Origin of the sequence: Bacteroides sp. L10-4 (genome assembly GCF_013373675.1) — a bacterium.
Lineage (GTDB): Bacteria > Bacteroidota > Bacteroidia > Bacteroidales > Bacteroidaceae > Bacteroides > Bacteroides muris.
This window is the reverse complement of the sequence record NZ_JABXJH010000027.1, coordinates 1-15,527: the sequence shown is the minus strand read 5'-3', so window position 1 is coordinate 15,527 and position 15,527 is coordinate 1. Positions and strand designations below refer to the sequence as shown.

Sequence of the window (15,527 nt, the reverse complement as noted above, 5' to 3'; positions counted from 1 at the left end):
AGGAAACTTTTCTCTGTGGGGTCAGAAGGTGAGGAGCAGTCCTTTCTTTTGCCGGAGAGCCTCTTCATAGAGGTTACAAAGGTCGTCGTAGGCTTCCATCCATTCCTCCGGTTCGGCTTCGTACAGCAGATCTTCGGGTTCGGCATTTTCCGCTTCGTCTCTGTTCTCCTTCAATGTTTCCAGAATCTCCTCCACTTCGTCGCAATCTATAATGCCCAGACCTTCCATGCCGGGGTCTACGATAACGTCATCAATCTCCACTGTCCAGCCTGTGACGGGAAGTTCACCCTCTTCGAACACATCGAGTTCTTTAATCACTTCATTCACGGCATCCCACATTTCGCCCAGGCCACGGTCATCCTCCGCATCATAGCAGGCCGTGAGCAGGATGTCGAAATAGACCTGAAGTGTAAGTTCGCCGAACTCCTCTTCCCAGTCCTCGTCCAGCGCATCGCCGGTGTAAGGTGATTGCAACTCGTCGAGGTGATTGCAAATATACTGATGTGCCACCTCGGTGTTCTTGATGCTGTCTTTCATGACCGGTTCTATCTCAGCGTGGAATTTCTCTGTGTCGAACACAAACGCCTTATGTTCCATACTCATAATACTTTATTTTTATATCGATTCAGATATTTTATGTGCATTGTCGGTTACCTGAAGGCATTATTCATAACTATTGATTGTCGAAAAGAGTGCAGAAGCCCTGCTTGTTGAACTGATAGTACATTTCAATACGTTCCGGCGTGTCGTTTTCGAGCAACAAAAGCAGCTCTCTTGCAAATTCAAGCGTTGCAGAGCCGTTTGCTGTCACGATATTCTTGTCGCTGACAGCTTGGGCATGGATATATCCGTCAGGATAGGTGTAATTGTCGCCACCCCAAAGTTTCAGTTGTTCCGGGCCGTTGCCGGTATGTCGGGCGGCATTGAGGAATCCGTGTTTTGCCAAGAACGAGGCCCCGTTGCAGATGGCGCCTACAATCTTGCCTTTCCCGATGGCTTGCCGCACAATCGGCACAACTTGTTCGGCAACGGGTGTGCTCCATCCGAAACCGCCGATCAGTACCAATGCCGCATAGTCGTCGGGCATCGTTTCAAACGAATAATCGGGCAGGGTGCGGAAGCCGCCTATGGATTTGACCGGCTCCAGTGTCGGAGCTACAGTTTTATTGACATACTTCGGATTTTCTTTCAGGGCAAATTCATCGGAGGCGATGGCTTGTGAAAGATACACAGCTTCGTGTGCGGCATAGTCCGGCAATAGGACATACATGATTTCGTTGCTCATATACTTATGATGTGATTAAAACTACTTTAATTTGATTGCAAAATTAATAAAAAGCTCCGAGAATTGCTTGTCTCATGATGACTCTCTCTGTCTATTTCCTGAGAAAATCGGCTTTACATTTTCATTCCCGTGTTTTCCCTTTGCGGGTGCATGGGGGCCTTTTTGTTTTTTTTGAATTAAAGCGCGCGATAATCAGCGTGTTGCATTTACCGGCTGTTTGCCTTCGGAGGTAAATTGTTTACCATAGGATGTAACGGCCTTTACCCTGTATTGTAACGGTCGTTACCTTATAGTGTAACGCCTTTTACCTCGTAGTGTAAACGAAGCTGCCGTTTGGGGTGACCGGAGTTATCATGTGAAGTCGTACTCTTCTACATAAGCATCGAAGTACTCCGTCCGTTGGAGTCCTAAGTTACGGGCAATTGCAATGACTTGCTGCTGTTCTTCAGGCGAGAGCAGGGTTTCCCCTTTCCGCTTCTGATAATATCTTCGTATGCCCCATAAGCCGATGAGCCGGTAGCGGAACGCGGCGGACTGGCCGACAGAGATGGCTTCCGCCGTGTGGATAAAGCCTTTGGCATAGCGCACTTTCTTGTTCGGGCAATAATATCTGCATTTTCCCGCTGTAGTCTCCATTGCTTTCGGATTCAGTACATATAGGAAGATGGTGTTTGAGGGAGCATGTGTATATGCAATCCGGCGCAGGCAGGTGTCGGCATGGGGGCATGTGTCAGTGGCGCATAAGCCGAAGTTATGGGGGACTTTGGAATAATCGAAGGTTTCTTCTTTCATTATCTTTCTGTTTTAAAGTCCTGCAAAGGTACAATTAGTTTGAAGAAACTTTGCCTGATATTTGTTTTATCTCGAAAACCTCCTTCACCATCGGCCGGCAAGAGGGAAGGAAGTTTCACCGGGAATGCCGATGAACAACGTGTTTCAGAAGAAGATGAAGGATGTGGAGGATTGTTGTGACTCTGAATTTGACAAGTTGTCAATCTGTTCTGTTCATGGTAGGGAGCCGGCAGGAGTCAAAGTTCGATGGTATGGTTGTGCACCACCGATGACTCCTGCCGACTCCCGGTAACTCCTACTGTGAATCAGAGGGAGGCTGTAGCTATTTCTTGAATGCGGCAGGCATCCGGAGCACGTCGTTCACCTTGCGGACGGAAGGAGAGACATCGGCAGTGACACTGCCTCGCAAGTCGCGTGACGATGCAGCCACCACAAACTTGTATTTGCCGCCGTCTGTGACCCATGCATTCTGTTCTTCGTCGAATGAGGCTAAGTCATCCGTATGAACGGTAAGTGTGACGACTTGGCTTTCGCCGGGTTTCAGCAGGCGGGTCTTGCCGAATGCCTTGAGCTCGTGGACAGGCTTGTCCAGCTTGCCGGCAGGTGCTTCCACATAAAGCTGCACTGCTTCTTTGCCGGCTTTCCCGCCCGTGTTCTTTACGGACACCCGGATAGTCACTTCCCCTTGGCTGTTCTCTACCGAAGGTTTTCCATATTCGAAGGTCGTATAGCTCAGACCATAGCCGAACGGGTAACTTACCTGCAGTTTTTGCGTGTCGAACCATCGGTAGCCCACATAAATGCCTTCATCGTAAAGCGTATAATCCACGTTTTTCACTTTGTGCGTCAATCCGGTCTTTACGGACCACCGGCGGTCAATCTTCTGGTCTATCGGGAAGTTCAGCGAACTGCAATGGTCGCTCAGCGTAACCGGAAAAGTCATAGGAAGCTTGCCGGATGGATTGGCATGCCCGGTCAGTATATCGGCTACGGAGTTTCCTCCCTCTTGTCCGGCCTGCCAGGAGAGCAGGATGGCATCGGGCATATCCTTCCAACTGTCGGTTTCGATGACACCGCCCACGTTGAGCACCACTACTACCTTCTTGTTGGCCGCATGGAAGATACGGGTTACATTCTTCACCAATTCACGTTCCGTCTCCGACAAGAAGAAGTCGGAAGAGCCCCGGTCGACATACTCACCCGAGATGCGGCCCAGCGTGATGATGGCCATGTCGTTGCTTCTTGCGGCATACTTGATGATGGCAGTGTCCATCGGCATTTCACCGATACGTTTCTGCTCTCCTTGCTCTTGTGGCTTGTTGTGGGCCTGATAGAGAGCTTTGATGTTCTCATCCACGGTGATGTTCTGGTTTTTCAGTCCGTCCAGCAGCGATACTACGTAGGGACGGTTGATATCACCGGAGCCGGTACCTCCCGAGAAGAAGTTGTAGGAAACCACACCGAACAAGGCAATGTTTTTGTCTTGCGAAGACAAGGGCAGTGCCCGGTTGTCGTTCTTCAGCAATACCATGCCTTCGGTTGCCGATTGCCGGGTAACGGAGGCATGGGCCTTCATGTCGGGATTGTTGCTGTATTTGTATCCTTTGAAACGGGGAGTCTTGACTACCAGCTCGAGGATGCGGCGCACGTTGCGGTCCACTACGGCTTCGTCGAGTGTACCGTTTTTCACCCCTTCAATGATGTGGGCGGCTTGTTCCTTGGTGCCCGGTTCCAGCATGTCGTTGCCTGCAATCATTTGGGCGGCTCCGTCGGCTCCTCCCCACCAGTCGGTCATTACGGTGCCTTTATATCCCCATTCTTCACGCAGGATGGTGGTGAGCAGTTCCGGGCTTTCGGAGGTGTATACATCGTTGATGCGGTTGTACGAGCTCATGATGGTCCAGGGCTGGCTCTCTTTCACTACTATCTCGAAAGCTTTCAGGTAGATTTCACGTAAGGCGCGCGGAGAGACAATCGCGCTGTTGTTCATGCGGTTGGTCTCTTGGTTGTTGACGGCGAAATGCTTTACGGAAGTTCCTATGTCATTGCTCTGTACGCCGTCTACATAGGCCACGGCCATCTTGCCGGTCAGCAACGGGTCTTCACTGAAGTACTCGAAATTGCGGCCGCACAGCGGATGGCGGTGAATGTTGATGGCCGGAGCCAGCAATACGTCGACACCATATTCCTTGGCTTCGTTGCCGATGACTTGTCCCACATTCCTTACCAAATCCACATCCCATGTAGAGGCCAGTAGCGTTTCAATGGGGAAATGGGTGCAGAAGTAATTCTCTTCTCCTTCCACCGGCAAGATTCCGCATCCGGCAGGACCGTCTGAAAGAACCACACAAGGGATGCCCACGCGAGGAACCGGGTTGATGCGTCCCGCCGCACCGGGAATAACCTTCCAGGACTCTTTGATGTGAGGGGCTGCGTCAGGGTCTTGATGGTACATGCGGGATCCCACTATCAAATCGACTTTCTCTTCCAGAGTCATGGTCTTGATGATTGCGTCGATATTGTTTGCTCTTAGTTTCGGATTCCTGGCATCCACATGGGTGGAAGCAGCGAGGATAGCGGCAGTAGTTGCCAATCCTGTCAGTATTGTCTTTATTTTCATTGCAAGTGCCTGTTTAAGTATGATTTAAATTATTGGTTGTGCATCAGCGGCAGTGGAACCATTCGCCCCATCCCATGACTGTGTAGTCTTTGCTGATTTTCTCCATCTTCTCGAAAGTGAGCCAGAAAGCCTCGCGATGGTCAATCGTGTGCCCCATTTCGTTTTCATGTCCGGTAACTACCAGTTTGGGATTGAAGCCGTTCACTAAGTCGTTCATCCGGTGAGTCCAGCAGTTCACAACCAGTGCGTCCGGTCGGGGAATGTGTTGTTTGATGTTGACAATCCATTCCATGTCCTCTTTGTTGTATTGGTCGCCCACATGGGCAATGGTCTTTTTCTCGGCAGTGGTAACTACGTAGATGTTATTCATCAGGTTGTCTTGGTTGCCGGGGAATATCTTTACGCAGATGTGTCTGTTGTCGCTTAGCTCTATTTTCTTGTCAATCATTTCATGGGAACGTTCATGCAAGATTTCCTTTTTGTCCGGCAATATGTTTGTCGGCGCTACCACCGGCTTGCCGGCCTTCAGGAACATGTCCACAACAACCGGGTCTACATGGTCGCCGTGGTTATGGGTGAGGAACAGAATGTCGCATCGGTCTACAATCTGTTGTACCAAGGCATCGGGTAGCAGAGTTTTTCCTTGGCACCATCCTCTGGCAAGGTCGAAGGCCAAGGTGACCGAGGCAGTGCGGGCTACGATTCCCTCATTGTATATCTTGTACACCTTCATTCCTTTCTTCACCGGACTGGAAAGGTCGGTTATGACTTTATCCATCCGTGAAGCGATGAAGTTGCCAAGGGGTTCTCCATTGTCATATTTGGTCTCATGAAGCATGGCGTCCAAGTTATAGAGAGCCAGTTTCCGGTTCATTGGGGCACCTGTCACCGGAGGATTCTCAGTCAAGGCCTGGTCTATCAGGTCAAACATCTTGAAAGCTTGTCTGTTCAGGTATTTCTCGGAATTCCCCCAAAAGGCGCTTCTTTCTATCCCATCCTTTTTTTGGGCATAGGTGCTTTGGGGTGTCAGTAAGAGGATACATAGTCCTCCTATAAATAAGTGAAGTATAAAATTCTTTTTCATGATGTAAATGGATTGTTGAAGATTGTTTTATGGTGCGACAGGCTCTGTGAGAACGAGGAACCGTCCGATTCCTATGGACATTTCTGTTTGCGACTTGTTGAGGCAGCGGATGTATCGGGTCTGTGGCTCGTGGATGCGGAGGGTATCCAGGCGGTCTTTTCCGGTTTGCCGTAGTGGAAACCATACTTTTCCGTCGATAGACCCTTGGAACTGGCGTCCTTTGGATTTGCTTTTACGCAAATCGTAGACCAGTGCGACTGGTTGCTTGCTCTCTTCGATACGGAAACCGAAGTATTCTCCGGGAGCTATTGTCACCAATGGGAAATGGGGCGTTAATCCTACCATATCATCCTCGCAGAAACAAGACAGTTCGTCGAAAGCTTGCGAACCTGCCAGTACTTCCGCTTTCTCTTTCGGTTTTTCGTCGGTGAGCAGGGTGTTTTCCACATGTTGCACGATGTTGCGGATGAAAGGTAACAATACTTGGGAGCCGCTTCGGATGCCATCCTGCTCTCCACGGCGGTAAGGGCGGCTGAAAACAGCTGTCGTTTCCAGAGCTTCCCGGGTTTTACGGTAGGCTTCGCGGCAGTTTTCCGTATCTTTCTTTTGGGCAAGTTCCAGCATTTTCATGGCTTCCACACCGGCTTCTCCCACATTGGCCGTTTGCGTCAGCCAAGGGCCGATTTCTTTTATCAGCTGCTCGTTTGCAGAACTGCTTCTGATAGTTTCAGGAGCTTTTCTTATCTGAGCAAACATGTTTATGATTTCGGCGGCTTCTTTCTCCAGATATGTTCCGGCAGCTAAGGATTGCCAGAACCGGGTGAGTAACTTGTCGGAATTGAAAGACTCTTTTCTGAAGAACATCCATGTGTTGGGACCGATGTCTGCGTTATGTTCGCAGAAGAGCCGGAATGCATCGGGAGCTTCCGGAACAAGTGCCTCACATGCTTTGTACCAGGCTTCCTCCGGATTGAATCCATTCATGTTCCAAGTGAACTGGGATATGCTCCAAAGCGCTACTTTGCTTGCTTCTGCAAATTCCATCGGATTGGAGACGAAGGCGTGCATGTCTGTGGTCGTATTCTTCTCCAGACCATGCACCGGCCCCATCAGCAGATGAGCCAGGCAGTAGTCATTTACCGGGAAATTCCACCAGACGTAGCAGGGACGTCCGATTCGTCTGTTGACCCACTGGAGTCCTTCGCATGTGATGTCGCTCACGACCTTGTCACCGGTCCACATGATATGGATGAAAGGGTCGAGTAGTTTACCCAGAATATCCAGGTAATCGGTTTTTGCCCAGTCCTTGTTGTATTCGGTCGGACATAGGATGAGCTGTTGGATGTCTCCTTTCTTGTCTACGAACTCCTTCTTGAGGTGGTTCATGAAGGCGGCTTGCTTGTATGCATCCGTTCCCTCTCCTTCGATGTCATCGAAGAAGACGGCAAATGCCCTTACTCCAAGGCCGTACATGCTCTCCAGCTTTTGTATGGCGGCCTGCCGGTCTGCGTCGTTCCAGCGGATATCCATTCCGGGATGTAGTGCCCAGACAAAGTCCACTTTATTTTTCCGGGCTTCTATTACCAGCCTGCGGATGTTGTCCGCTTGTTCTTCCGGATAGGGTATACGCCATGAGGGGGAGCGATGGTAGGGGTCGTCTTTGGGGCCGAATATGTAGGTATTCATTTTCATGCGGCCATAGAATCTCAGTTGTTCTACCCTGTTCTCAAAGGACCAGGGAGTACCGTAAAAGCCCTCCACCACTCCTCTGAAGGCTATGTCGGGATAGTCCCGTATCAGGCAGACCGGAAGTTTCTTTCCTTCCAGGATTAGTTGCCGAAAGGTTTGGACAGCATAGAAAAGGGAACGGTCGTCATAGATTCCGATATGGATGCCGTTACTGTTGACTGTTAGGGTATAAGCGCCCGAACGTTGCATTTCATCGGTTGCTTTATCCAGTTTTCCGATAGTGATTGCTTGTTGGGCTTGTTCTGCTATGGGTACGGATTGCTTCAACAAGTTCATTGCATCCGTGTCAGGTGTTTCCGTGCTCTCTATCCGGTATCCTTCTTCCGGTATCTTTATCCACTTGTCAGATACGTCCATTTCCTGGGGAGTCGGGTAGACATTCACCTCTTTGGGGGGATTTCCTTGGTCACATCCTCCGAGAATCAGCGCCATGGGGAAAACACACGATATACATAATCTTATGGTTCTATTCATATTCTGTTGATTAAAGGCGGTGGGAAAAGCATCTATATTACTGGCAGGAATCGTCTGCTTTCATATCGTTTCTTATAGAAGAAAGCAGGAACAGGCTTGGCTTTTTCATACAAGCCTGTTCTCCTGAAGATATATGTTTACGCCAAGGTTACCAATCCTCGTTCTGGGTCAGGTTAGGATTGCGTTCCATCTCTACAAACGGTATGGGCCAGATTTCGTGTCGTGGCTGGTATACGCGTTCGTACATCAAGTCACCAAGGATGTCGGTAGCATTCTTAACCGTAGATTCGAGCAGCCCCCAACGGCGGAGATCCCAGTAGCGTTGGCCTTCACCTGCCAGTTCGCGGGCTCGTTCGTCGCGGATGCGTTGGGTTGTTTCGTCTTTACTGCCAACGGCCATCCAAGCCGGACCGGAGTTCAGTTCCGGCATGCGGACACGGGCACGAATCTTGTTGACTTCGGCAATCGCCTTATCAGTTTCACCCAGTTCGTTGTAGGCTTCGGCAAGCATCAGGATGACGTCGCCCAAGCGAATCAACGGGAATTCGTAGGGAGTACGGTTGTATTCTCCCCAATAACCGTCCATGTTGCCTTCGGGAATCCATTTGCGCCAGAAGTATGAATTCCAGCCTTCCGAGTTGCGGATAAAGGACTGCGCTTCCATAGGTGCGCCGCCTTTGGTAGGATCTACGATAACGAATTGTTTATCTCTCGGATTAGAACCGGCATCGGTACCTAGGTAATGAGAGAATGGAGTAATCACGTTCCAGCACAAGCGCGGGTCGCGGTCATTATAGGCGGCGGTTACTTTTTCTACGTCGCAGTCCAGCGTACTGATGATTTCCGTACTGGCATCGTTGATGGCAACCGCCAGACATTTGCGGCGGAACTGTGAAGTTCCGTTGTTGAATCCGGGGAACACCTCGTCCCAGTCGAACTTCTGTCCGTTGGGTTTCTCATACAAATCGACCAATTTGGTAGAAGGCACGATGCAGTTGCTGGCAATGAGTCGCATAGTGGCTTTGTTGCCAAAATAGCCAACGATATTCAAGGCATAGCCTGCGACATTACCGTCAATGGATTGGATGGCGAAAATCATCTCTTTGCTTCGTGCGCCGTTATAGAGCCGGAATAGGTTTTCGTAGTTGGGGTGCAACTCGTAGCCGTAATCGTTGGTCTTGTTGTACACGATTTCTTCAAAATCGGAAACGGCTTTTGTCCATTCTTTGTTGAAGAGGTAGACTTTGCCACGAAGTGCATACGCCGCTCCCTTGGTGGCACGGCCGTAATCTCCAGTTTCCCAGCTGATCGGCAGCTTGGCGATGGCGTCGGTCAGGTCGTCGATGATATGTTTGCGGATGTCTTCGGCGGAACTCCGCGGACTGGTCACCGTGGCGAATTCTTCTTCGATAATGCAGGTTTCGTCATAATAAGGCACTCCTCCCCAACAGTTGAGCATGCGGAAGTAGGCCATGGCGCGAAGGAACTTGGCTTCACCGATTATCGGGTCGATCTTGGTTTGGTCGATATCCATGGTCGAAACATTACGGATTACGGTGTTTGAACGATGGACCAGTTCGTAAAGATACTGCCAATGATTTTGTACGGCTCCACTGGTAGAAGCGAAAGAGGTTCCTCGCGAAATGTCGGCAAAGGGATTGGTTCCGTCGGCCAAGTCGGTACACATGTCGAAGGCAAACTCCAACCCGAAACACCATGGTTGCATCATAGCCTGGTATAGGCCGACAGCCGCCTGCTTGGCGTGAAGTTCTGTTTTCCAGAAAGTTGTGTTTGACAACTGGTCGGGACGTGTATAGTCCAGACTTTCACAACTGCTTAACAAGAGGGCAAAGCCTAAAAAAGCGGATAGTATATGTTTAACTTTCATCGTATTTTGCTTTAGAATGAAACATTGAGACCTATGGAATATTGACGGACAGCAGGATAACCTACGGTTGCTGCGACTTCAGGATCCAATCCCGGGAAGCTGGTAATGGTAAACAGATTGTCGATGCTGGTGTAGATTTTCAGGTTTTTTACAAAGAATTTTTGTGAGATCTTCTCAGGAACTGTGTAACCCAACTGAATGTTTTTGCAACGGAGGTAGGCCGCATTGTGAATGAAAGCGTCGCTGGCCATATCGTTCTTGTTGTTTGCACTGTTACGCAATATCGGATATTTGGATTTATAAGGATTTTCCTTTGTCCAGGCGTTGTCCGTTATATCTTTGATGAGTGAGTTACCCATGACAGTGGTAAACCGGAAGGCTTGGTTGTTATAATAGACGTCGTAGTCGCCCACGCCTTGAAGAAGCATGCTGAAGTCGAAATTGTTCCATTTCAGGCTGAAGTTGGCACCGTATGTCAGTCTCGGACTGTCACCGTGGCCTATCTCTACGCGGTCGTCAGCATCCAGGTTACCGTCGTTGTTGGTGTCGGCAAACAAGAAGTCACCCAGTTCGGGACGTTGATAGGTAGCGAAATATTTCGGATTCTTCTTTACCAGGTTCTCTACATAATCCAAGTCTGCCTGGTCGCGAACAATGCGGTCTACTTTCAGCACGTAGTATTGGTTGATGGGTTTCCCTTCCTGAATCTTGTGGACTCCGCTGATGGAAGCGACATCGCCTTGGAATTTCGTCACTTTGTTGCTGACGAAGCCCATATTGAAACCTACGGAGTAGGTCACTTTGCTGATTTTGTCGCTCCAGTTGATGTCAAAGTCAAAACCACGGTTGTTTACTTCACCGGCATTCTGGTTGGGAACGGAAGAGGTGCCATGCTCCAAAGGTACGGGAAGTGAAATCAAGATGCCCTTGGTGTCTCTGTTGAACCATTCGAATGAACCGGTCAGCCGGTTGTTCAAGAAACCATAGTCGATGCCGACATTCGTTACATATGTACTTTCCCAAGTCAGTTGGGAATTGGAGAGGGTTGTCTGCGAAAACCCTCCGGTGATGGTGTTGCCCAGTACATAGTTGGTGGTGGCATACAGAGTTTGGTACATATAGTTGTTGGATGCTGCGTTATTACCCAATGAACCGTAGGATGCGCGAAGCTTCAGGGAGTTGAGCCAGTTCTGATAAGGCTCCATGAACTTCTCCTGGGAGATGCGCCAACCGGCCGATACCGAGGGGAAATATCCCCACCGTTTGTTGGGTGCAAAGCGTGAAGAGCCGTCGGCGCGCAGGTTGGCTTCCAACATATACTTGTCGTCCCACACTAGGTTGATGCGGCCGAAATAGGAACGCATGGCCCATTCGTTATAGTTGCCGGTGATGCGTCCCAGTGTGGAAGCTGCATCCAGGGCAGTCAATGATTCGTCGACGAGATCGTATTTCAGGTAATAATCATTGTCGTATTTGTTGTACTCCTGGCTGGCACCGGCCATTACCGAAGCATCGAGCTTGTCAATCTTGAATTCATAGCGGGCCGTCACGTCCGACGAACGGAAATCGTTACGGTAATTATATCTTCTGATATACGTCCGGACATCTCCTGCACGGAGCAGAATGGGACCGTCTTTTGTAAAGCGGAACAAGTCACGGTCGGTCAGATGGTGTTCCATACGGCGGTCCCAAGCATTGTAAGTATAAGAGGCGTCAATCGTCAATCCTTTGACAGGGGTGATACGTCCGTACATCTTTGCTACGGTGCGGCGGGTGATGGTAGGGAATTCTTCTTTATAGAACCACATCCGACGATATGGATTTGCATTGCTGATATTTTCCTCTTCCGGGTTCTGAATGCCTCCATATAGGCCGGTTTCGGGGTCATACAACGTCATGCCCGGTACGGTATTGAATGCTCCGTAACCCCAGATTACGTCTCCGCCGGATGCAGCTGTGCTTGCCGAAGGATTGTTATAGTCCACATATCCGTATGCATTGGTACCTACGGTCAGCCAAGGCTTGATGTTGACATCTACATTGGCGCGCATCTGGTAGCGCTTGTAATTTGTATGATATATCATACCTGGATTGTTGACGTATCCGAAAGAGAGATTGTAACGGGCTGTTTTTGAACCGCCATTCGCCGTAATGTTGTGGGTTTGGACAACAGAAACTTTACGGTATATATGGTCTTGCCAGTCGGTATTGGGATATATGGTAGGGTTCTTGCCTGCGTCGTTGCGCCATTCGTCTATCTTGCCTTGCGAGAAGCGGGCAGCTTGTCCGTTGGCTATCAGACCGGCATTCTGAATTTCCATGAAATCGGCATAGTTTGTCACGAGGTTCAGGCGTTTGGCCACTTTTTCAAACGACACATTGCCGCTATATGTAATTCTTGAAGAGCCTTCCGTACCTTTTTTGGTAGTGATTAAGATGACCCCATTGGCGGCACGCGAACCGTATATGGACGATGATGCGGCATCTTTCAGAATGGAGATGGACTCGATGTCTTGTGGATTGATGTCGCTGATGCTGCCTCCGGTCATACCGTCGATGACAACAAGCGGATCGGAATTGTTCAACGTACCTTGACCGCGGATTCGGATAGTGGGACTTTCCCAGCCGGGTGTGCTTCCTCCCGTGTTGGTGACGGACAAACCGGCGGCCAGACCGGCCAATGCATTGGTTGCGTTGTTCATGGGACGATTCTCCAAAGCATCAGACTTTACAGAAGAGACTGCTCCTGTCATGTTGACTTTCTTTTGGGTTCCATAACCCACGACGACTACCTCGTCCAGCAACTCGTTGTCTTCATTTAAGACGATTGACATATTTTCCTGAGCCCCCACTTCCTGACTCTTGTAGCCAATATAGGCAAACTGTATGATAGAGCCTTTGGCTATGTTGGGCAGCTCAAAGTTACCCTCGATGTCGGTAATGGTTCCTCTTGTTGTGCCTTTGACGATGACGTTTACACCTGCAAGCGGCGTGCCCGTATGATCTTTCACATTACCCCGGACAGTGAGGGTGGTTTGTGCGGTGGCAGGTGCCGACGGTTGGTGCTCATTTTTCGTTTTTATGATGATCTGTCTTCCTTTTATTGTGTAGGAGAGTCCGTTTGCGGAGAAAACTTCTTTTATGATTTCGTCCACAGGTTTGGCCGAGAAGTTTACGCTGACTTTCTTTTCAAGGTTGACGGCCTCTTCATATATAAAGATATAGCTGCTGTGCTTTTCAATATATGAAAATACTTCCTTCAGAGTCTTGTCTTGTAATAGAATCGTCAGCATCTCTTTGTCTGCATGGGAGGAGGCTAGAGCAGATGTGTTCAGGGTGGAAAACTGTACTGAAAAAAGCAATAAACATGCTAATTTTATGTAATAATTCCTATTCCGATTAGTTGCAATATTTTTTTTCATACTTTTGTAGTCAAATTCTTAGAACTATATTAAGGATTATCTTTTGAAGGGTCCGGATTGAAGCGCCAACTGTCATCCGACCCTTTTTGGCTTATTGTTTTCATATTTTCATAGGCAATCTGTTTTTATTCGTTAATACTTGGGAATCTATCTCTTTTAATAAAATCGGTACTTGTTGTCTCCGGTCTTCTCCATCTGCAGGGAGGCGGAAACCTTTATGATGTCAAGCACACTTTCAATGGAATCGCAAAGGTTGAGTTTTCCTGATAGTCTTCGGGAAGCTGCATCTTTATCGTATTGGATGGAGACATCATAATATCGCGCTACCTTGTCCAATACTTCCGCTACCTTTTCCTTCTCCAGCAGCATGATATTATCTTTCCAGCAGGTGTATTTTAAGGTGTTCACTTGCTCCTTTTTCCGCAGGATTCCGTTTTCCAGACAAGCCATTTGCGAGGGCTCCAGCAGCATTTTTGTCTTTTTGTCCGGGTTGATCTCTACCTGTCCTTCTACCAATACCACCGAGATATTGTCTTGTTCATAAGCATTTATGTTGAAAGATGTGCCTAACACCCTGACATCTATGCCTTTGGTCTTTACGATGAAAGGCTTTTTGGCGTTGTGTGCCACTTCCAGGTAGGCTTCTCCTTCTATAGCTATCATCCGCTTGTCGGTAGCGAAAACCGTTGGGTATATGATACGGCTGGCAGAGTTCACGTAAATCTTCGTACCGTCTGACAAGACGAGATGGGTGCGTTTTCCTTTCGGTACGATAACCTGATTGAATTTCTGCTCTTCGGTTTCTGCGGATTCGGGTGCTTGGAGCGATTCATTGTTTACGGTGACACAGCCGGATTCATCGTAATTGATGTTGGAGTTGTTCTCCAATTCTATTTGCCGGTTGTCGGAAAACACCAGCTGTACTTGATTGCCGACCGGAACCGGAGCCGCTAGTTCGGTAAGGAACTGGGATTCTTTGCAACCGGTGTTTTTGTTTATGGAAGTGATACAAATGATGGCTATGGAGGCGGCGACCGAACATCCTGCAAGCAGATACCGGAAAATGGCTTTTACTCTTCTCTTTTTGGGGGAGAAAGAGAAGGGTAGGTTTTGCCGGATGTTATCCCATGAATCTTCTATTTCCTTGTCTGAGATTTGTTCATGCTTTTTTATAAGTGAAATAAAATCCTTCATTTCACTTTCAAACTGTGTTTTTCGTATGTTGTTCTTGACCATTCGTATATTGCTTTTGTAGATATTACAGTTTACAATGGTTTTTGGTACTCATGTTTTTCTGTTTTTTTTCAATAAAAGATGTTTTTGTTGGTACAACCTCCGGAGAAGACTGTCTGTGGTTGTTGATTTGTGGTAAATAGGAGAAGCGTAGGCGGATGTTTTTATTTCCGGACATTCTCCGTAGGGAGGAGCATTTCTCTTAATTTGCTAATTGACCTGAAGAGTAGATTTTTACTGGATTGGTAGTTGATGTTCAATAACTCGGCTATTTCCTCATGGCTTAGCTCTCTTATATAATATAGGTATAGAATTTCCTGTTGTTTGGAAGACAGTGTTTTCAAGGCATGACAGATGAGTCTGTTTCTTGGTGAGTAATCTTCTTCGTCTATGATTTGTTCTGCTTTGATGCTAAATGCACTGTCGGTATAGCTGGTCTGGATGTCGTAGCGTGCTTGTTCCGACCTTAATTTGTTGTACAAGGTGTGGCGGAAGGCTTTCATTAAATAGGCATGTATGGAAATAGGTTGTGATAGGTTGGCATAGTTGGAAATCAGTTTCAAAAAAAAATCTTGCAGGCAGTTTTTTACGATGTCCGCATCTTGGGTATATAGTTTTCCATAATTATATAATATAGGGTAGTACTTTCGATACAAGGCTTCAAAAGCATTACGATCTCCTTTCAGGCAGAGTTCCCATATTATCCTATCTCCTTGGTGATACATTTTGATTTAAGGTGGATAATCGTTTCTAAATAATTGAAAGAGATGTGCAGAACATATCTTTCAATTATTAACTATTAATGAACTATTATAAAACGTTACAAATGTAATCAATATTAATTAATAATATCTTAAGTACATGACAAAAATTTGAAAACATCGAATTTTGGGGTATAAGTCGGACGCATAAGTATGGTCGAAATCTCTTCCAATCCATATTTGACAAGCGACTTTGCCTTTCTTCCATGTTTCAGAATC

The 15,527-nt window shown here is 48.0% G+C and carries 10 protein-coding genes and 1 pseudogene; all 11 read right to left on the bottom strand.

What is annotated here, in order from left to right; genetic code table 11:
• Positions 1–21: 21 nt before the first annotated feature.
• Positions 22–603, bottom strand: coding sequence for a hypothetical protein (locus HU824_RS10265; protein ID WP_176468767.1), 582 nt, complete (start codon positions 601–603; stop codon positions 22–24).
• A gap of 70 nt (positions 604–673) precedes the next feature.
• The gene (locus HU824_RS10260) at positions 674–1,285 is read right to left on the bottom strand and encodes a DJ-1/PfpI family protein (protein ID WP_176468766.1); all 612 of its coding nucleotides are present in this window, start codon (positions 1,283–1,285) and stop codon (positions 674–676) included.
• Positions 1,286–1,636: 351 nt separating this feature from the next.
• On the bottom strand, positions 1,637–2,077 hold the full coding sequence (locus HU824_RS10255; RefSeq protein WP_176468765.1) for a DUF6078 family protein: 441 nt from the start codon (positions 2,075–2,077) through the stop codon (positions 1,637–1,639).
• 322 nt (positions 2,078–2,399) lie between these two features.
• Positions 2,400–4,697: a glycoside hydrolase family 3 protein gene (locus HU824_RS10250; RefSeq protein WP_176468764.1), complete on the bottom strand. Its 2,298-nt coding sequence runs from the start codon at positions 4,695–4,697 to the stop codon at positions 2,400–2,402.
• A 43-nt stretch (positions 4,698–4,740) separates the two neighbouring features.
• Positions 4,741–5,781: an MBL fold metallo-hydrolase gene (locus tag HU824_RS10245; RefSeq protein ID WP_176468763.1), complete on the bottom strand. Its 1,041-nt coding sequence runs from the start codon at positions 5,779–5,781 to the stop codon at positions 4,741–4,743.
• 27 nt (positions 5,782–5,808) lie between these two features.
• On the bottom strand, positions 5,809–8,004 hold the full coding sequence (locus HU824_RS10240; RefSeq protein WP_176468762.1) for a beta-N-acetylglucosaminidase domain-containing protein: 2,196 nt from the start codon (positions 8,002–8,004) through the stop codon (positions 5,809–5,811).
• 148 nt (positions 8,005–8,152) lie between these two features.
• A complete protein-coding gene (locus HU824_RS10235; RefSeq protein ID WP_176468761.1) occupies positions 8,153–9,892 on the bottom strand; it encodes a RagB/SusD family nutrient uptake outer membrane protein in 1,740 nt (579 codons plus the stop codon).
• 11 nt (positions 9,893–9,903) lie between these two features.
• Positions 9,904–13,185: a TonB-dependent receptor gene (locus HU824_RS10230; protein WP_176468760.1), complete on the bottom strand. Its 3,282-nt coding sequence runs from the start codon at positions 13,183–13,185 to the stop codon at positions 9,904–9,906.
• A 285-nt stretch (positions 13,186–13,470) separates the two neighbouring features.
• On the bottom strand, positions 13,471–14,550 hold the full coding sequence (locus HU824_RS10225) for a FecR family protein (protein WP_176468759.1): 1,080 nt from the start codon (positions 14,548–14,550) through the stop codon (positions 13,471–13,473).
• A gap of 161 nt (positions 14,551–14,711) precedes the next feature.
• Positions 14,712–15,272, bottom strand: a complete 561-nt coding sequence (locus HU824_RS10220; protein ID WP_176468758.1) for an RNA polymerase sigma factor — start codon at positions 15,270–15,272, stop codon at positions 14,712–14,714.
• Between the two features lie 128 nt (positions 15,273–15,400).
• Positions 15,401–15,527, bottom strand: a pseudogene (locus HU824_RS10215) (IS4 family transposase); the annotation flags it as partial.